The sequence below is a fragment of the Kocuria sp. KSNUG genome, assembly GCF_049532735.1.
GTDB classification, from domain to species: Bacteria; Actinomycetota; Actinomycetes; order Actinomycetales; family Micrococcaceae; genus Kocuria; species Kocuria rhizophila.
Genome location: NZ_CP150981.1, coordinates 1,579,318 through 1,597,788 on the forward strand (window position 1 = coordinate 1,579,318; position 18,471 = coordinate 1,597,788).

Here is an 18,471-nt window from a genome sequence, read left to right on the forward strand (position 1 = left end):
GGGCGGCCCACGAGCCACCGCCACCACACACGTTCCGCACGAGGATGAGGCACACACGGTCATGATGCACGCGAGCAACGACAACCCGATCCTGGAGAACCCCCGGCTCGCCGGGCTGACCAGCTGGGACGCACCCTGGGCGGGACTGCGCGTGGTGGTCGCCGGGATCGGCGTCTCCGGATTCGCCGCGGCTGACACGCTGATCGAGCTGGGCGCGCTGGTCACCGTGGTGGACGCGGGGGACACCGAGCGCAACCGGCAGAGCGCGGACACCCTGAAGATCGTGGGGGCGAGCGACGTCGTGCTGGGACCGGACGCCATGACCCGCGTGCCGGACGTGGCGGGGGAGCGTCCCGAGCTCCTGGTCACCTCCCCGGGGATCCGGCCCACCAGCCCGCTGCTCACGGCGGCGCGCGAGGAGCGCATCCAGATCTGGGGTGACGTGGAGCTCGCGTGGCGCGTGAACCGCCGGGAGGGGCGCAGGACCCCGCAGTGGCTGTGCCTCACCGGGACCAACGGCAAGACCACCACGGTGGGGATGACGGCCGCGATCCTGCAGGCCGCGGGGCTCAAGGCGATCGCCGTGGGCAACGTGGGCACGCCCATCCTGGACGCCCTGCGCGACCCCGTGGAGTACGACGTCCTGGCCGTGGAGCTCTCGAGTTTCCAGCTGCACTGGATGCACTCGGTCTCCCCGCTGGCCTCGGCCGTGCTCAACGTGGCCGAGGACCACGTGGACTGGCACGGCAGCTTCGAGAACTACCGCGCGGACAAGTCCCGCGTGTACGAGAACACGCAGGTGGCCTGCGTGTACAACGCCGAGCAGCCCGGTGCGGAGGAACTCGTGGAGGCCGCGGACGTGGTGGAGGGCTGCCGCGCCGTGGGCTTCACCACGCAGCACCCCGGGCTGTCCATGGTGGGGGTCGTGGAGGACCTCCTGGTGGACCGGGCGTTCGTGGCCGATCGTGTGAAGACCGCCGCCGAGCTGGGATCGGTCTCCGACACCGGCCCTCTCCCCACGCGCCACGGAGTGGCCAACGCGCTGGCCGCGGCCGCGCTGGCCCGGGCCGCCGGGGTGGAGCCGGAGTCGGTGCGTGACGGGCTGCGGGCCCACCACCCGGGGGAGCACCGCATCCAGCTGGTCCTCGAGTCCGAGGGCGTGCGCTGGATCAACGACTCCAAGGCCACCAACCCCCACGCTGCGCAGGCCTCCCTCTCCGCGTTCGACCCCGTGGTGTGGATCGCCGGGGGGCTCTCCAAGGGCGTGTCCTACGACGACCTCGTGGAGAGCAACGCACGGCGCCTCAAGGCCGTGGTGGTCATCGGCACCGACCACGCCGGACTGCTGGACTCGCTGGTGCGGCTCGCCCCGGAGGTCCCCGTGCACCACGCCGCCCCGAGCAGCCTCGGCACGGACGCGGCGGTCGCGGATGCAGCTGCCGCCGACGCCGCGGACCAGGCACCCCTCGACCCCGCGGACGGGCCGGGCGTCATGCGGCGCGCGGTTCGGCTGGCCCACGGGATCGCCGCCCCCGGGGACACCGTGCTGATGGCACCCGCCGCGGCGTCCATGGACCAGTTCGCGGACTACGCGCAGCGCGGTCAGGCCTTCATCCGCGGCGTGCACGAGGAACTGGGGCTGTGATGAGCGCACCGACCACCGAACGCCCGGCGGCCACGGAGACGGCCGAGGGCACGGCACTGAGCACCAGGCTGCGGCGGCTGTGGCACCAGCTCACGGACGGACCGCTCTACCACTCCTACTACGCGCTGGCCGGTTGCGTGGTCCTGCTGACCGGCATCGGCGTGATGATGGTGCTCTCCGCGTCCGCGGTGGAGTCCATCTCGGACTCCCGCTCGGCGTACTCCCTCTTCGCCAAGCAGGCGATGTTCGGGGTGCTGGGGCTGATCGCCATGTTCGGGCTGTCCCTCGTGCCCACGCACTGGTACCGCAAACTGGCGTGGCCCGCGTGGCTCGTCAGCGTGCTGATCTCTGCGCTGGTGTTCACACCACTGGGGCGCGAGGTCAACGGCAACCGCAACTGGCTCGTTCTGGGCGGGCAGTCGATCCAGCCCTCGGAGATCGCGAAGCTGAGCATGAGCCTGGCCCTCGCGGCGGTCTTCGCCACCCAGGGCAGGGCGGTCGAGGGGGACTGGAAGAAGGCGATGTGGCCGTCCTTCCTGGCGTTCGCCGTCCCCACGGGAATGGTCCTGCTGGGCGGGGACGCCGGAACAGCCATCGTGTTCTGCCTCATCTACGCCGCGGCCCTGTGGTTCGCGGGGGCCCCGCTGAAGATCTTCGCCGCCGGTGGCGTGCTCGCGGCGGGCGCCGGGCTGCTGCTGGTGGTCGTCGCACCGCACCGTCTGGATCGCATCACCGGATGGCTCTTCGGGGACTGCGGGGCCACGGACGCGTGCTGGCAGGCCGAGCAGGGGCTCAACGCCCTGGCCACCGGCGGCTGGTGGGGAGTGGGTCTGGGCCAGTCCCGGTTGAAGTACAACTACGTGCCGGAGGCCCACAACGACTACATCTTCTCGATCATCGGTGAGGAGCTCGGGCTCGTGGGCACCATGATCATCCTGGTGCTGTTCATCATCATGGTGGTGGCCATGGCCCGGATCCTGACCCGCACCCGCAGCACGTTCGTGCGCATCACCACCGCGTGCATCACCACGTGGATCGTGGGACAGGCGTTCGTGAACATGGGAATGGTCACGGGGCTGCTGCCGGTGATCGGGATTCCGCTCCCGTTCATCAGCTACGGTGGATCCGCGCTGCTCATGACCATGGCCGCGGTGGGAGTGGTCATGTCCTTCGCGCGGGTGCCGCGCACCGTGCGGGTTCGTTCCACCGGCGGCTCCGCCGAGGCGCAGATCCTGGACGACCAGGAGGCCCGCGAGCGCGGTCTCGATCCCGAGGTCCGCGAGGGGCGGCCCACGTGGCGCGAGCGATTGACCACCCGAGCAGGAAGGGACCGAGCATGACCCCCACACGAGGACCCGGCACGGAGGAGCAGCGCGCGGGCTCGGCCCGCGTGGTGCTGGCCGGCGGTGGTACCGCGGGACACATCAGCCCGCTGCTGGCCATCGCACGGGCCATCCAGGAGGCCAGGGTGGACGCCACGGTGTGCGCCGTGGGCACGGCCGCGGGCATGGAGACCCGCCTGGTCCCGGAGGCGGGTGTGCCGCTGGAGCTCATCGAACGCGTTCCCCTGCCACGCAGGCCCTCGGTGGATCTGGTGCGTCTTCCCCGGCGCATGTCCACCGCCGTGGCGCAGGCCGGTCGCATCCTGGACGCCCAGCAGGCCACCGTGGTCGTGGGGGTGGGCGGCTACGTCTGCACACCCGTGTACCTCGCGGCCGCCCGCCGCAGGATCCCCGTGGTGATCCACGAGGCCAACGCCAAGCCCGGTCTCGCCAACCGGGTGGGAGCCCGGTTCGCCTCCGTGGTGGCCACGGCGTTCCCGGACACGCCCCTGCGTGGCGCACGCGTGGTGGGCATGCCCATGCGCGAGGAGATCGCCACCCTGGACCGGGCCGCCGAGAAGACCCGGGCGCGCGTGGCCCTCGGACTGCAGCCGGACCTGCCCACCGTGGTGGTCACGGGGGGCTCCTCGGGGGCCCAGTCCATGAACCGCACCGTGGCGGCCGTGGCGCGCGAGGTCGGTGAGCACGGCTACCAGCTGCTGCACGTGACCGGTCGGACCAAGGAGGTCCGCACGCCGGACGGTGAGCTGCTGCGCGCCAGGAACTACGTGCAGACCGAGTTCGTGGACGGCATGGAGACGGTGTACGCCGCCGCGGACCTGCTCGTGGCGCGCGCCGGCGCGGCCACGGTGTGCGAGGTCGCCGCGGTGGGACTGCCCGCCGTCTTCGTCCCGCTGCCCATCGGCAACGGCGAGCAGGAGCTCAACGCCCGGTCCCTCGTGGCCGCCGGCGGCGCCGAGCTCGTGGCGGACGCCCAGTTCACGCCGCAGTTCTACCGCGACACCGTGGCCCCGCTCGTGACCGACGCCGCCCGGCTGGACCGCATGGCGCGTGCCTCCGCGGCCCATGGCGTGCGCGACGCCGCCCAGGTGATGGCCCGCCTGACCCTCGACAGCGCCCGGCGCTGATCCCCCCCCGCTTCCCACCGCCCACAGGAGAACACCGTGAACAGCCAGCAACCGCTCGATCCCCGCGACCTGGGCCGTGTGCACTTCATCGGCATGGGCGGCGCGGGAATGTCCGCCGTGGCGCGGCTGCTGCTGGCCCGGGACGTGGCCGTGAGCGGTTCCGACGCCAAGGACTCCCCGGGGCTGCGGGATCTCGAGTCGCTCGGCGCACACGTGTTCGTGGGGCAGGACGCGCAGAACGTGGCGGCAGCGGACACCGTCGTGGTCTCCACCGCCATCAAGGCTGAGAACTCCGAACTGGCCGCAGCCCGTGAGTCCGGGCTGCGGGTGCTGCACCGGTCCCAGGCGCTCGCGGCGGCCATGCACGGGCGCCACGTGGTCGCCGTGGCGGGCACCCACGGCAAGACCACCACGAGCTCCATGGCCGCGGTGGCCCTGCGAGCGGCGGGGCTCGACCCCTCGTGGGCCATCGGCGCCCACGTGGCCGATCTCGGGGCGAACGCCGGCTTCGGCACGGGGGAGTGGTTCGTCGCGGAGGCGGACGAGTCGGACGGTTCGTTCCTGGCCTACCACCCGCGGATCGCGGTGGTGACCAACGTGGAGGCGGACCACCTGGACCACTACGGCAGCCAGGAGGAGTTCTTCCGCGCCTTCGACGAGTTCTCCGCCACGATCCGCGAGGGCGGCGTCCTGGTGGCGTGCGCGGACGACCCCGGGGCCGCGAACCTCGCCGAGCGGCGTCGTGCGGCGGGGCACACCGTGGTGACCTACGGTGCCGCGGCCACGGCGGACGTCGTGTTCTCCGAGCCCGTCCCGCGCGGCACCGGCTCCACGTGCCGGCTCACGTTCACCGTGGCTGGTCAGCGCCGCAGCGAGGAGCTCGCGCTCGCCGTGCCCGGCGCGCACAACGTGGCCGACGCCGCGGCAGCCTTTGCCGCGGGGCTCGCCGCGGGTGCGGACCCGGACCGGCTGCTCGCGGGGCTCGCGGAGTTCCACGGCTCCGCCCGGCGCTTCGACCTGCGGGGAGAGGTCGGATCCGTGCGCGTGTTCGACGACTACGCCCACCACCCCACGGAGGTTCTTGCGGCCCTCGCCGCGGCTCGGGACGTGGCCCAGGACCACCGCGTGCTGGCGATCTTCCAGCCCCACCTGTACTCGAGGACCCGCGAGTTCGCGGAGCCGTTCTGCCGTGCCCTGGAGCACGCGGACCTCGCGTGCGTGACCGACGTGTTCGGCGCCCGCGAGCAGCCGGAGCCCGGGATCACGGGCGCCACGATCGTGGGGCACACGAGCACCGACCGGGTGGTCTCCACCCCGGGCGCGGACGAGGCGATCGCCGCGGTGGTGGCGAGCGCGCAACCCGGTGACGTGGTCATGACCATCGGCGCCGGTGACGTGACGGCTCTCGGTCCGCGGGTGCTCGAGGCCCTGGAACACCGCCGATGACGCGCTCCGTCCCGCCGCACCAGCCCTCCCTCGACGGCCGCGCCCCGGCATCCGACGACGGGGACGTGACCGCCTCCCCGCAGGACGCCGTGCGCGCTCCGGGCTCCGGTTCCACTGCGGCCGGCAGCCACCCGCGCCCCGAGTCCGCGGCGCGCGCCGGGAGCGGCGCCGCGGGGAACACCGGGTCCGACGCCGCCCGCGGCAAGTCCGCGGGGGCCGGGACGAACGAGCAGGACGAGTTTCCCCTCGTCCGGGTCAACGACGAGTCCAAGGTGACCCGCGTGGACACCGGTCAGCTCGAGGCCGTGCCCGAGGCCGGCGGCCGCTTCTCCTCGTGGCGCGCCAGGAGGCGGACAGCCCGGGAGGAGGGCACCGGTCAGATCGGGGACGCCCCCGGAACCGAGGCGGACCCGGATGGCACCACGGTGGTCCGCCTGCCCCGCAGCGCGCACCAGCGGCGTCGGCGCCGACGGCTGCTCACGTTGCTCGTCTCCCTGCTCGTGCTGGTGGCGCTGGTCCTCGTGGTCTTCTTCTCGCCCCTGTTCGCCACCCGCACGATCGACGTGCAGGGAGCGACGCTCACCGATCCGCAGAAGGTCGAGGAGGCGCTGTCCGGGTTCCAGGGCGTGCCCATGACACGGATCTCCAAGCAGGACGTCAAGGACTCCGTGGGCGACGTCCCCCAGGTCAAGTCCGTGGACGTGGCGTTCCAACCCCCGCACACCATCTCCGTGCAGCTGCACGAGCGCGTGGGGGTTGCGGCGGTCGAGGACGGCTCCTCGGTGGTGCTCGTGGACTCCGAGGGCAAGCCGCTGAGCTCCGTACCGGCCGAGCGCCGTCCCGACGTCCCCCTCGTGGACGGGGGCACCAAGGTGCTGAGCACGCCGCAGTTCCAAGCGATCTCAGACGTGCTGGCCACGCTCCCCGCGGACGTCCTCGCCCGGTTGGAGAGCGCTTCGGCCCCGTCCGGATCCACGGTGGAGCTGACCATGAAGGACGGTCCCACGGTGGTGTGGGGGGATGCGAGTGACAGCGACGTGAAGGCCCAGGTGGTGGCCACCCTCGTGAACTCCGAGGAGGTCTCGGACTCGGCCGTGGTGGACGTCTCCGCACCGTTGCACCCCGTGGTGAAGTGAGTCTCGCCGGTATTGCCCAGAGTTGGCAGTGAGACTTTAAACCTGGGGGTGACCAGGGCAAATGTGGCACATCCCCGTGACACGTGGGAACATGATAGGGACAGGGCCCTCGGAGTTGTTATCCTGGTCCGCAATGGAATGGCGTTCCCCCGGGAACGGTCACTTTCCCCAAGTTTCACACAAGACTTGAGACTTTTCCCGACAGCTCTCCCATCCCCGCAAGCCCACGCGAGTTAGGTGCACATGGACTCCTCAACCCCCCAGAACTACTTGGCCGTCATCAAGGTGGTCGGCATCGGCGGCGGCGGCGTGAACGCCGTCAACCGCATGATCGAGGAAGGCCTGCGCGGCGTCGAGTTCATTGCCATCAACACGGACGCCCAGGCCCTGCTGATGTCGGACGCGGACGTCAAGCTCGACGTCGGGCGCGAACTGACCCGCGGTCTCGGCGCCGGCGCCAACCCGGACGTGGGCCGCCAGGCCGCCGAGGACCACGAGGAGGAGATCCAGGAGGTGCTCAAGGGCGCCGACATGGTCTTCGTGACCGCGGGCGAGGGTGGCGGCACCGGCACCGGCGGCGCTCCCGTCGTGGCGCGCATCGCGCGCTCCCTGGGCGCCCTGACCATCGGTGTGGTCACCCGCCCGTTCACCTTCGAGGGTCGCCGCCGCTCCAACCAGGCGGAGAACGGCATCGAGACCCTGCGGGACGAGGTGGACACGCTCATCGTGATCCCCAACGACCGTCTGCTCTCCATCTCGGACCGCAACGTGTCCATGCTGGACGCCTTCAAGTCCGCGGACCAGGTGCTGCTGTCGGGTGTCTCCGGCATCACCGACCTGATCACCACCCCGGGCCTGATCAACCTGGACTTCGCGGACGTCAAGTCCGTGATGCAGGGCGCCGGTTCCGCGCTCATGGGCATCGGCTCCGCCCAGGGCGAGGACCGCGCCGTGAAGGCCGCCGAGCTGGCCATCGCGTCCCCGCTGCTCGAGGCCTCGATCGACGGCGCGCACGGTGTGCTGCTGTCCATCCAGGGCGGCTCGGACCTCGGTCTGTTCGAGATCAACGAGGCCGCCCGTCTGGTCCAGGAGGTCGCCCACCCCGAGGCGAACATCATCTTCGGCGCCGTGATCGACGACGCCCTGGGCGACCAGGCGCGCGTCACCGTGATCGCGGCCGGCTTCGACTCCGTCTCCCAGGAGACCAACGCCAACAACTCCTCGCCGGCCCAGCGCCAGGCGGAGAGCACCCGGGCCACCTTCGGCGGCGATGCCTCCCGGCCCTCCGGGCTCGGTCGTTCGCCCCAGCGGGGTGGCTCGTCCTACGGTGCCCCGGCCGCGGGCTTCGGATCTCGCCAGGGCCAGGACGACGACATCCCGGACGACGCCGGGTTCGACGTGGACCTGCCCGCGGAGGCCGACGCCCCCTCGTCCTCGAACTCCTCGAGCCGCAAGGACTCCCTGGACTTCCCGGACTTCCTGAAGTGATGCCGCGGGTGCTCGGCACCCGCGCATGACCGGGGACCGGTCCGTGCAGCTGGCGGCTCGTGCCGCAGCGGGCGCGAGCCGTCCGTCCCGGTGAACGGGGTGACCACCCATCCGGTGGTCACCCCGTTCACGTCCCCGCAGACCGTTGCAGAGCGATCCCGAGGAGGACGCCGTGTGGTACCAGTCAGAGCAGCACGGGGTGGGCGTGGCGTTCACCGACGTGGGCGAGGGCAATCTCGCGGCCCACACGGGTGACGACGTCGTGCAGGTGGCCCAGCGGCGTCGTGCCCTGGAAACTTTGCTGGGGTGCGAGCCCGTGCGCTACGTGCGACAGGTGCACGGCACCGTGGTCGCGGACGTGACGGGCACTGCCGCCCCCGACCACGCACCCGAGGCGGACGCGTCCGTGAGCGCGGACGGCACCCCCCTGGGGATCCTCACCGCGGACTGCCTTCCAGTGGTCCTCGTGGGTGCCCGCTCCCGCGCGGAGCCCGGCGACGTCCCCGTGCTCGCGGTGGCGCACGCGGGACGGAAGGGTCTGCTGGACGGTGTCCTGCAGGCCACGGTCGAGGCCGTGCGGGCGCACGGTGCCGAGCAGCTCACCGCGTGGATCGGCCCGGCCGTGTGCGGCTACTGCTACGAGGTGCCGGAGGAGATGGCGCGCTCGGCCGAACGAATCCTGCCCGGTATCACCACGACCACCGCGCGGGGCACCCCCGGGCTGGACCTGCCCGGGGCGGCCCGGTCCCTGCTCGAGGCGCGCGGCGTCCGTGTGGATCCCGCGTGCGCGGACCGGCGGGGATGGTGCACCCTCGAGCACGACCAGCTGTACTCGTACCGCCGCGACGCGACGCCCGGACGTCTTGCCGGCCTCGTCTGGCCGCGCACCAGGAAGGAGCCCGCATGAGCCACGAACCCAGGACCGGGGAGGCGGCGTCCGCTCCGCCCGGCGGCACCGGGAACGACGACGCGCACCGCACCGCGGAGCTCGCGCAGCGTGTGGCGTCGGTGCGCCGGCGGATCCTGGCCGCCGCGCAGGAGCGTGACGAGCAGCACGACCACGGCGGTGAGCTGCCGTCGCTGGTGGTGGTCACCAAGTTCTTCCCCGCCGAGGACGTCCTGAGGCTGCGCGAGCTGGGGGTGCGGGCGGTGGGGGAGAACAAGGACCAGGAGGCCGGGCCGAAGGCCGCCAGGGTGGCCGAGGTGCTGAGCTCCCGCCGGCCGCCCGTGACGCCGCCGGTGTGGCACTTCGTGGGGCAGCTGCAGTCGAACAAGGCCAAGCACGTGGTCCGCTACGCGTCCTGGGTCCACTCGGTGGACCGGCCGTCGCTGGTCACGGCCCTGGGCAAGGCGGTGCGCCACCACAGGGACGCCGTGCTCGCGGACGGGGTCGCACCCGGTCCGAGTGCGGAGCACGACCTCACATGCCTGCTCCAGGTGGACCTCGACCCCGAGGCCTCCCGGGACGGCGCCCGCGGGGGAGCCCACCCGGACGCCCTGCCCGGACTCGCCGACGCCGTGGCGGGGACCGAGGGGCTCGTGCTCGGCGGCGTGATGGCCGTGGCACCCCGGGACGGGGATCCCGCCGAGGCCTTCGGGAGACTGTGGGAGATCTCCCAGCTGCTGCAGCGGGAGCACCCGCAGGCCCGGGCCGTCTCCGCAGGCATGAGCGGGGACCTCGAGGCGGCGGTGCTCGCCGGTGCCACGCACGTCCGCATCGGATCGGATGTTCTCGGGCCCCGGCCCGCGGTGCGGTAGCGTATTGACGGACGACTTGCGGGCCGATGCACGTCGCCCCCCGCTGAAGAATTCGAGGAGACAATATGGCCGGAGCGCTGCGTCGCACCATGGTGTATCTCGGGCTGGCCGAGACCGACGACGAGTACATCTCCGATGACACCCCCCGCCCCCGGGAAACCCCCCAGAGCACCGGTGGCTCCACCGTGGCCGTGAGCGAGAACGGCAGCACCTCCGTGGCACGCCGTTCCCCCGAGTACAGGGCCCCGGTGACCCCCATCAAGCGGGCTCCCAGTTCCCGAGAGGACGAGAACGAATTGCGCACCATCACCACCGTGCATCCCCGGTCCTACAACGATGCCAAGTCCATCGGGGAGGCGTTCCGGGACGGGACCCCCGTGATCATGAACGTCTCCGACATGGGTGAGGCCGAGGCCAAGCGCCTGGTGGACTTCGCCGCGGGACTCGTCTTCGCGCTGCACGGCTCCATCGAGCGTGTCACCGCCAAGGTGTTCCTGCTGACTCCCTCCTTCGTGGAGGTCCGGGACCAGGGCCACAGCGATGACATCGACGAGCCCGCCGCCTCCCTCGAACAGGTCGAGGGCTGACCGTGGACCTCGCGCTGTCGATCATCTACCTGGTGATCCACGTCCTGTACATCGCCCTGCTCGGGCGTCTCGTGCTCGACTGGGTCCAGATGTTCGCGCGCGGCTGGCGGCCCAAGGGCCTGGCCCTGGTGGCGGCGTCCACGATCTACTCGCTCACCGACCCGCCCATGAACGCGCTGCGCAGGCTGGTTCCGCCCCTGCGGCTCGGCGGGGTGGCCCTGGATCTCGGGTTCTTGATCCTGGTCTTCGTGCTCAGCATCCTGCAGTCGATCGTGGCGGGACTGCTGCTGCGCACGTGATAGTCGTCGGCCCCGGGTGCGCGGTTGTATCCTGGGCCGGAAATCCCTCCGCCCCTGGGGCGCCGAGAGGCGCCCGGACACGGGTGGTTCCAGTTCGACACGAGGAGACAGACCCATGGCTCTGACAGCTGAAGACGTCATCAACAAGCGGTTCCAGCCCACCAAGTTCCGCGAGGGCTACGACCAGGACGAGGTGGACGACTTCCTCGACGAGGTCGTCGTGGAGCTGCGCCGCCTGCACCAGGAGAACGACACCCTGCGCAAGCAGGTGGAGACCCTCGGTGGCCGCCCCGAGGACGCGCCCTCCGAGACCTCCGTGCCCGAGCAGGAGACCGGCGCCGGCCAGGCCACCACGGTTGCCGCGGCCACGGGCCGTGACTCCCGCGAGGAGACCGTGTCCGAGCCCGTGGCAGCGGCTCCGGTCGAGACCGCGGCCCCCGTCGAGCCGGAGAGCACCGGGACCGTCACGAGCAGCACCGACGCCGCGCCGTCGGCCACCCCGGCCCGCCCGGTGGCCGAGGGGACGGCCTCCACCGACTCCGCGCAGTCCGCGGCCGCCGTGCTCGCCATGGCGCAGAAGCTGCACGACGACTACGTCTCCCAGGGCCAGTCCGAGCGTGAGCGCCTGATCACCGAGGGCCGCACCCAGGCGGACCACCTCGTGGCCGAGGGCAAGCGCACCAAGGAGGAGACCCTCTCCGCCCTCGAGACGGAGAAGGTGGACCTGGAGGCGGCCGTGGCCGAGCTGCGCACCTTCGAGTCCGACTACCGCGGCAACCTCAAGAGCTTCCTGAACACCCAGCTGCGGGATCTCGACAACACCGGCTCGCTCGCGCCCACGGGTGCCCCCGCGTCCGGCACCAAGCGCACCACCAAGTAAGCGCCTGTGACGGATCACATGCCCGGTGCAGCGGCGGCCCAGGTTCCCCAGCGGACCGGCCGCCGCTGCGCCGTCGTGGCTCTGGCCGTGGCCGCCGCGGTCTGGGCCGTCGACCAGCTCGTGAAGCTGTGGGTGGTCAGCAGCCTGGTGCCCGGGGTGCAGTACCCCGTGATCCCGGGGCTGCTGTGGTGGGAGCACATCCGCAACAGCGGTGGCGCCTTCTCCCTGGGCTCGGAGTTCACGTGGATCTTCACCGTGGTGATGGCCGTGGTGTCCGTGGGCATCCTCTGGATCCTGCGCCGCGTCCGCGATCCGTGGTGGGCCGTGGGTCTGGGGCTCGTGCTCGGCGGCACCCTGGGCAACCTCACGGACCGGCTGTTCCGTGAGCCCGGCTTCGGCGTGGGCCACGTGGTGGACTTCATCGCGGTGCCGCACTTCGCGATCTTCAACATCGCGGACTGCGGCGTGACCGTGGGGATCGGGATCATCATGGTGCTGATCCTCAAGGACCGCGACATGGAGACACCGCGTGGTGGCTGAGCGGACGCGGCCCACGGGTTCCGATCCCGAGTTCGACGACGCCCGGTTCACGGTCTCGCAGGAGCAGGACGGCCTCCGGCTCGACGCAGCCGTGGCCACCTGGACGGGGCTGTCCCGTTCCGCGGCGGCCCAGCTGTGCAGCGAGGACCGGGTGGGGTTCCGTGGCAGGCCGGTGGCCAAGTCCCACCGCGTGGCCACGTCCGAGACGTACACGGTGCAGGTCCCCGTGCCCGAGGACCCCCGCCGGATCGCCCCGCAGCACGTCCCGGACCTGCGGGTGGTGCACGCCGAGGCCTCCTACGTGGTGATCGACAAGCCCGCCGGTGTGGCGGCCCACCCGTCTCCCGGCTGGAAGGGACCCACGGTGGTCGGTGCGCTGGCCGGCGCGGGGATCTCCGTGGCCACCTCGGGCGCGCCTGAGCGCCAGGGCATCGTGCACCGGCTGGACGTGGGGACCTCAGGGCTCATGGTCGTGGCCCGTGAGGAGAGCGCCTACTCCCGACTCAAGCGGGCCTTCAAGGAGCGCACGGTCACCAAGGTGTACCACGCCGTGGTGCAGGGCATCCCGGATCCGCTGAGGGGGACCATCGACGCCCCCATCGGACGCCACCCGGGCCACGAGTGGCGCTTCGCCGTCCTGGAGGACGGGCGCAACTCGGTCACGCACTACGAGGTGCTCGAGGCGTTCGGGCGCGCGTCCCTGGTGGAGGTGCACCTGGAGACCGGGCGCACCCACCAGATCCGCGTTCACTTCAGCGCACTGCAGCACCCGTGCTGCGGGGACCTCACCTACGGCGCGGACCCCGCGCTCTCCGCGGGGCTGGGCCTGACCCGGCAGTGGCTGCACGCCAAGCGCCTGGGCTTCACGAGCCCCGCCACGGGCCAGTACGTGGAGTACGAGAGCCCGTACCCCACGGACCTCGCCTACGCGGTGGAGACGCTGCGCGACGGCGGTCCGCAGCTGTGACGGATCTCCGCCCGCGGGCGGGCGGGGACGTCCGGGCCGCGGCCTAGAATGGTCGGGTGACTTCGGCGACCGGCAAAAAAGGCTTCACTCATCTCCACGTGCACACCGAGTACTCCATGCTGGACGGTGCCGCGCGCCTGAACGACCTCTTCGAGGAGTGCCACCGGCTGGGCATGGACTCCCTGGCCACCACGGACCACGGGTTCGTGTTCGGCGCGTTCGACTTCTGGAACAAGGCCCGCGCGGCCGGCATCAGGCCGATCATCGGCGTGGAGGCCTACCTCACGCCGGGCACGGCCCGCCAGGACCGCACCCGCGTGAAGTTCGCGGACGGCGGGCGCGACGACGTCTCCGGTGCCGGCGCCTACACCCACATGACCCTGCTGGCGCAGTCCAGCGAGGGCATGCAGAACCTCTTCCGCGCGTCCACCAAGGCGTCCCTGGAGGGCCAGCTGTACAAGCCCCGCATGGACCGGGAGCTGCTCAACCAGTACGGCAAGGGGCTCATCGCCACCACGGGTTGCCCGTCCGGCGAGGTGCAGACCCGGCTGCGGCTGGGCCAGTACGACGAGGCCGTGAAGGCCGCCGCCGAGTTCCGGGACATCTTCGGCGCGGAGAACTTCTACTGCGAGCTCATGGACCACGGGCTGGGCATCGAGAAGCGCGTGACCCAGGACCTGCTGCGCCTGGCCAAGGACCTCAGCCTGCCGCTCGTGGCCACCAACGACCTGCACTACACGCACGCGGAGGACGCCAAGTCCCACGCGGCGCTGCTGTGCGTGCAGTCCGGCTCCACGCTGCAGGACCCCAAGCGCTTCAAGTTCGACGCGGACGAGTTCTACCTCAAGTCCCCCGAGCAGATGCGCGAGCTGTTCCGGGACTTCCCGGAGGCGTGCGACAACACCCTGGAGATCGCCGAGCGCTGCGAGGTGGAGTTCGACACCTCCGCCAACTACATGCCGCGTTTCCCCACGCCCGAGGGCGAGGACGAGACCTCGTGGTTCATCAAGGAGGTGGAGAAGGGGCTGCACTACCGCTTCCCGGGCGGGATCCCGGACGACGTCCGCGAGCAGGCGGAGTACGAGAAGAAGATCATCATCCAGATGGGCTTCCCCGGCTACTTCCTGGTGGTCGCGGACTTCATCAACTGGTCCAAGGACAACGGCATCCGCGTGGGTCCCGGCCGTGGTTCCGGTGCCGGCTCCATGGTGGCGTACGCCATGCGCATCACCGAGCTGAACCCGCTGGCGCACGGGCTGATCTTCGAGCGCTTCCTGAACCCGGACCGTGTGTCCATGCCCGACTTCGACGTGGACTTCGACGACCGCCGCCGCTCCGAGGTGATCCACTACGTCACGGAGAAGTACGGCGACGAGCGCGTGGCCATGATCGTCACCTACGGCACCATCAAGGCCAAGCAGGCGCTCAAGGACTCCTCGCGCGTGCTGGGCTACCCGTTCTCCATGGGGGAGCGGCTCACCAAGGCCATGCCGCCGGACGTCATGGGCAAGGGCATCTCCCTGCAGGACGTCTACGACAAGGACGCCAAGCGCTACGACGAGGCCGGCGAGCTGCGCGAGGTGCTCGAGGACGACCCCGAGTCCATGAAGGTCTTCGAGACCGCCCAGGGTCTGGAAGGGCTCAAGCGCCAGTGGGGTGTGCACGCCGCGGGCGTGATCATGTCCTCGGACCCGCTGATCGACATCATCCCGCTCATGCGCCGCGAGCAGGACGGCCAGGTGATCACCCAGTTCGACTACCCCACGTGCGAGGGCCTGGGGCTGATCAAGATGGACTTCCTGGGGCTGCGCAACCTCACGATCATCTCCGACGCCCTGGAGAACATCACGCTGAACCGGGACGGCTTCGTGCTGGACCTGGAGCACCTGCCCATCGACGACCCCGGCTCCTACGAGCTGCTGGCCCGCGGGGACACCCTGGGCGTGTTCCAGCTGGACGGCGGGCCCATGCGCCAGCTGCTCAAGCTCATGCGCCCCGACAACTTCGAGGACATCTCCGCGACCATCGCCCTCTACCGTCCGGGCCCCATGGGTGCGAACTCCCACACGAACTACGCGCTGCGCAAGAACGGTGCACAGGAGATCACCCCCATCCACCCCGAGCTCGCCGAGCCGCTCGAGGACATCCTGGGCACCACTTACGGCCTGATCGTCTACCAGGAGCAGGTGATGGCGATCGCCCAGAAGGTCGCGGGCTACTCGCTCGGCCAGGCGGACATCCTGCGCCGTGCCATGGGCAAGAAGAAGAAGGCGGAGCTGGACAAGCAGTACCAGGGCTTCCACCAGGGCATGGTGGACCGCGGCTACTCCGAGGCCGCGATCAAGGCGCTGTGGGACATCCTGCTGCCGTTCTCGGACTACGCGTTCAACAAGGCGCACTCCGCCGCGTACGGTCTGGTGTCCTACTGGACCGCGTACCTCAAGGCGCACTACCCGGCCGAGTACATGGCGGCGCTGCTCACCTCGGTGGGCGACGACAAGGACAAGCTGGCCATGTACCTCACCGAGTGCCGTCACATGGGCATCACGGTGCTGCCACCGGACGTGAACGAGTCCGAGCTGAACTTCACCCCCGTGGGCACGGACATCCGCTTCGGCATGGGCGCGGTGCGCAACGTGGGCGCCAACGTGGTCCAGGCCATGGTGGACGCCCGCAACGAGCAGGGGAAGTTCACGTCCTTCAACGACTTCCTGGCCAAGGTCCCGGCGGTGGTGTGCAACAAGCGGACCATCGAGTCCATGGTCAAGGCCGGTGCGTTCGACCAGCTCGGGCACACTCGCCGGGGTCTGGTGATGTGCCACGAGCAGGCGGTCGAGGACGTCGTGGCGCAGAAGAAGAAAGAGGACAACGGCGAGTTCACGTTCGACATCTTCTCGATGGGCGGATCCGAGGACGAGGACCAGGAGACGTTCTCCGTGGAGGTCCCGGACGTCCCCGAGTGGGAGCGCAAGGACCTGCTCGCCTTCGAGCGCGAGATGCTGGGCCTCTACGTCTCGGACCACCCGCTGCGCGGTCTCGACGACGCCCTGGGCCAGTACACGGACACGGCCATCGCCCCGCTGCTCACCGAGGAGAACACCCGGCCCGACGGCGCCGTGGTCACCATCGGCGGCATGATCACCTCCCTGTCCCGCAGGATCGCGAAGTCCTCCGGCAACGCCTACGCCCGGGTGGAGCTCGAGGACCGCTCGGGCTCGATCGAGGTGATGTTCTTCGGCAAGGCGTACGCGCCGATCGCGGGCGTGCTCGCGGAGGACCTGATCTGCGTGATCAAGGGACGCATGCAGCGCCGCGACGACGGCTCGATCACCATCTCCGCCCAGGAGCTCACGGTGCCCGAGCTAAGCGTGGACGGCTCCTCGGGGCCGGTGTGCGTGGCCCTGCCCGAGCACCGCGCCACGGAGGCCACCATCCGCCAGATCGGGGAGGTGCTGCGCAGCCACAAGGGGGACTCCGAGGTGCGGATCCACCTGGACACCCGGCGCAGCATCCAGGTGATGCGGCTGGGCCCGGAGTACCGGGTCAACCCGTCACCCGCACTGTTCGGGGATCTCAAGGTGCTGCTGGGCCCCGCCTGTCTGGAGGCCTGAGCACCCCGGTACCCTCCGCGCTCGGGGTGGCACCCACCCGCGTCCCCGCCGTGGCAGGGCCGTGCGGGGGGCGTCCCGGGCGGTTTTGACGCGCAATTGTAGACTGGCACGGTGAATGCGCAACCCCACACCACCCCGTCCTCCGGCCCCGCTGGCACCCACCTGAGGGTCGTCGACCTGCGCGGGAAGCACCTGAGCTGGGGCGAGCTGCGCTGTGTGGTTCCGCGCCAGGCGGCGTCGTCCGTCTCCGCGGCCGAGGACACCGTCCGGGGGATCGTCGAGGACGTCCGCGTGCGCGGGGCTGACGCACTGCGCGAGCTGGCCCACCGCTTCGACGGTGTGGAGCAGGGTCGCATCCGCGTGGCCCCGGAGCAGATCGAGCGGGCTGTGGCGGAGCTGGAGCCTGCTGTGAGGCGCGCCCTGGAGACCGCCATTGCACGGACCCGGGCGTTCGCCGAGGCCCAGCGGCCGCGGGACGTGGAGGTGGAGGTGGCACCCGGGGCCGTGCTGCGCCACCGTTGGACCGCGGTGCGCCGCGCGGGCCTCTACATTCCCGGGGGACTGGCCGTGTACCCCTCCTCCGTGGTGATGAACGTGGTGCCGGCGCAGGCCGCGGGCGTGGAGTCCGTGGTGCTGTGCTCGCCGCCGCAGAAGGAGTTCGGCGGGCTGCCGCACCCCGTGATCCTGGGGGCGGCCGGGCTGCTCGGCGTGGACGAGGTCTGGGCCGCGGGCGGCGCCCAGTCCCTCGCGGCCATGGCCCTGGGCATCACGGACGGACAGGACGTCCTCGAACCCGTGCACACCCTCACCGGCCCCGGCAACATCTTCGTGGCCACGGCCAAGCGCCAGCTGCGCTCCCTGGTGGGCGTGGACGCGGAGGCGGGCACCACCGAGATCGCCGTGCTCGCGGACGACTCCGCGGATCCCCGGTTCGTGGCCGCGGACCTGATCTCCCAGGCGGAGCACGACCCCGCGGCCGGCTCGGTGCTCATCACCGACTCCCAGGGCCTGGCCCGGGCCGTGGAGCGGGAGCTCTCCGCGCAGGTCCCGGAGGCACGGCACCGCGAGCGGATCACCGCGGCACTGGGCGGTCCGCAGTCCGGGGTGGTCCTCACGGACGGGCTCGAGCAGTCGATCGCCGTGGCGGATGCCTACGCCGCGGAGCACCTGGAGATCCACACCCGGGACGCCCGCGAGGTGGCCGCACGGATCCGCAACGCCGGGGCGATCTTCGTGGGCCCGTACAGCCCCGTGCCGCTGGGGGACTACGCCGCCGGCTCCAACCACGTGCTGCCCACGGGCGGCACCGCCGTGTTCGCGTCCGGGCTGCAGGCCGCCTCCTTCATGAAGGCCGTGCAGGTGGTCGAATACACCCGCGAGGCGCTCGCGGAGCTGAAGGAGGACATCGTGGCACTGTCCGGCAGCGAGGACCTGCCCGCGCACGGCCGCGCCGTGACCCTCCGCTCGGAGGACCACGTCGCCGAGGACGCCCGCGGCGCGGAAGAGTCCGCGGCCGCCACCAGCGCCACCCCGGGCCCCGGCTCCGGGGCGGACGACGACGCCGCGTCCCGTGCCGGCGACGCCGGCCGCGTCCCGGGTGCGCCCGGCACCGGATCCGCCGAGACCCACGGGAAGGGCTGAGCC

The 18,471-nt window shown here is 71.3% G+C and carries 15 protein-coding genes; all 15 read left to right on the top strand.

All coding sequences use genetic code 11. From position 1 onward, the window contains the following. The first annotated feature begins 61 nt into the window (after positions 1 to 61). The 15 genes from murD to hisD all read left to right on the top strand — a co-directional run bounded on the left by murD (position 62) and on the right by hisD (position 18,468). Positions 62 to 1,645 (top strand): UDP-N-acetylmuramoyl-L-alanine--D-glutamate ligase, encoded by a 1,584-nt coding sequence (gene murD / locus AABM36_RS06825; RefSeq protein WP_423445421.1) that lies wholly within the window; start codon positions 62 to 64, stop codon positions 1,643 to 1,645. Continuing rightward, positions 1,645 to 2,985 carry a putative lipid II flippase FtsW gene (ftsW, locus tag AABM36_RS06830; RefSeq protein ID WP_423445423.1) on the top strand — a complete coding sequence of 447 codons (1,341 nt, stop codon included), beginning with the start codon at positions 1,645 to 1,647 and terminating at the stop codon, positions 2,983 to 2,985. The genes murD and ftsW overlap by 1 nt, the downstream gene beginning before the upstream one ends. Beyond that, positions 2,982 to 4,115 (top strand): undecaprenyldiphospho-muramoylpentapeptide beta-N-acetylglucosaminyltransferase, encoded by a 1,134-nt coding sequence (gene murG, locus AABM36_RS06835; protein ID WP_423445425.1) that lies wholly within the window; start codon positions 2,982 to 2,984, stop codon positions 4,113 to 4,115. Before ftsW ends, murG begins: the two co-directional genes overlap by 4 nt. Positions 4,116 to 4,151: 36 nt before the next feature. Then, on the top strand, positions 4,152 to 5,561 hold the full coding sequence (gene murC / locus AABM36_RS06840) for a UDP-N-acetylmuramate--L-alanine ligase (protein WP_423445426.1): 1,410 nt from the start codon (positions 4,152 to 4,154) through the stop codon (positions 5,559 to 5,561). Continuing rightward, complete coding sequence (locus AABM36_RS06845) at positions 5,558 to 6,697, top strand: cell division protein FtsQ/DivIB (RefSeq protein ID WP_423445428.1); 1,140 nt, start codon at positions 5,558 to 5,560, stop codon at positions 6,695 to 6,697. Before murC ends, AABM36_RS06845 begins: the two co-directional genes overlap by 4 nt. A gap of 243 nt (positions 6,698 to 6,940) precedes the next feature. Next, a complete protein-coding gene (gene ftsZ / locus AABM36_RS06850) occupies positions 6,941 to 8,185 on the top strand; it encodes a cell division protein FtsZ (RefSeq protein ID WP_423445430.1) in 1,245 nt (414 codons plus the stop codon). Between the two features lie 172 nt (positions 8,186 to 8,357). Beyond that, entirely contained in the window at positions 8,358 to 9,092 is a 735-nt protein-coding gene (locus tag AABM36_RS06855; protein ID WP_423445432.1) for a polyphenol oxidase family protein, read from the top strand. Then, a complete protein-coding gene (locus tag AABM36_RS06860; RefSeq protein WP_423445433.1) occupies positions 9,089 to 9,943 on the top strand; it encodes a YggS family pyridoxal phosphate enzyme in 855 nt (284 codons plus the stop codon). The genes AABM36_RS06855 and AABM36_RS06860 overlap by 4 nt, the downstream gene beginning before the upstream one ends. Positions 9,944 to 10,008: 65 nt before the next feature. Beyond that, positions 10,009 to 10,530: a cell division protein SepF gene (locus AABM36_RS06865; RefSeq protein WP_423445435.1), complete on the top strand. Its 522-nt coding sequence runs from the start codon at positions 10,009 to 10,011 to the stop codon at positions 10,528 to 10,530. A gap of 2 nt (positions 10,531 to 10,532) precedes the next feature. After that, positions 10,533 to 10,829, top strand: a complete 297-nt coding sequence (locus AABM36_RS06870; RefSeq protein ID WP_423445436.1) for a YggT family protein — start codon at positions 10,533 to 10,535, stop codon at positions 10,827 to 10,829. Positions 10,830 to 10,944: 115 nt separating this feature from the next. Continuing rightward, a complete protein-coding gene (locus AABM36_RS06875; RefSeq protein ID WP_423445438.1) occupies positions 10,945 to 11,709 on the top strand; it encodes a DivIVA domain-containing protein in 765 nt (254 codons plus the stop codon). A gap of 18 nt (positions 11,710 to 11,727) precedes the next feature. Further along, complete coding sequence (gene lspA / locus AABM36_RS06880; protein ID WP_423445440.1) at positions 11,728 to 12,249, top strand: signal peptidase II; 522 nt, start codon at positions 11,728 to 11,730, stop codon at positions 12,247 to 12,249. Beyond that, positions 12,239 to 13,216: an RluA family pseudouridine synthase gene (locus tag AABM36_RS06885; RefSeq protein WP_423445442.1), complete on the top strand. Its 978-nt coding sequence runs from the start codon at positions 12,239 to 12,241 to the stop codon at positions 13,214 to 13,216. The genes lspA and AABM36_RS06885 overlap by 11 nt, the downstream gene beginning before the upstream one ends. Positions 13,217 to 13,332: 116 nt before the next feature. Next, on the top strand, positions 13,333 to 16,827 hold the full coding sequence (gene dnaE, locus AABM36_RS06890) for a DNA polymerase III subunit alpha (RefSeq protein WP_423447922.1): 3,495 nt from the start codon (positions 13,333 to 13,335) through the stop codon (positions 16,825 to 16,827). A 111-nt stretch (positions 16,828 to 16,938) separates the two neighbouring features. Next, entirely contained in the window at positions 16,939 to 18,468 is a 1,530-nt protein-coding gene (gene hisD / locus AABM36_RS06895) for a histidinol dehydrogenase (protein ID WP_423445444.1), read from the top strand. Positions 18,469 to 18,471: the final 3 nt, after the last annotated feature.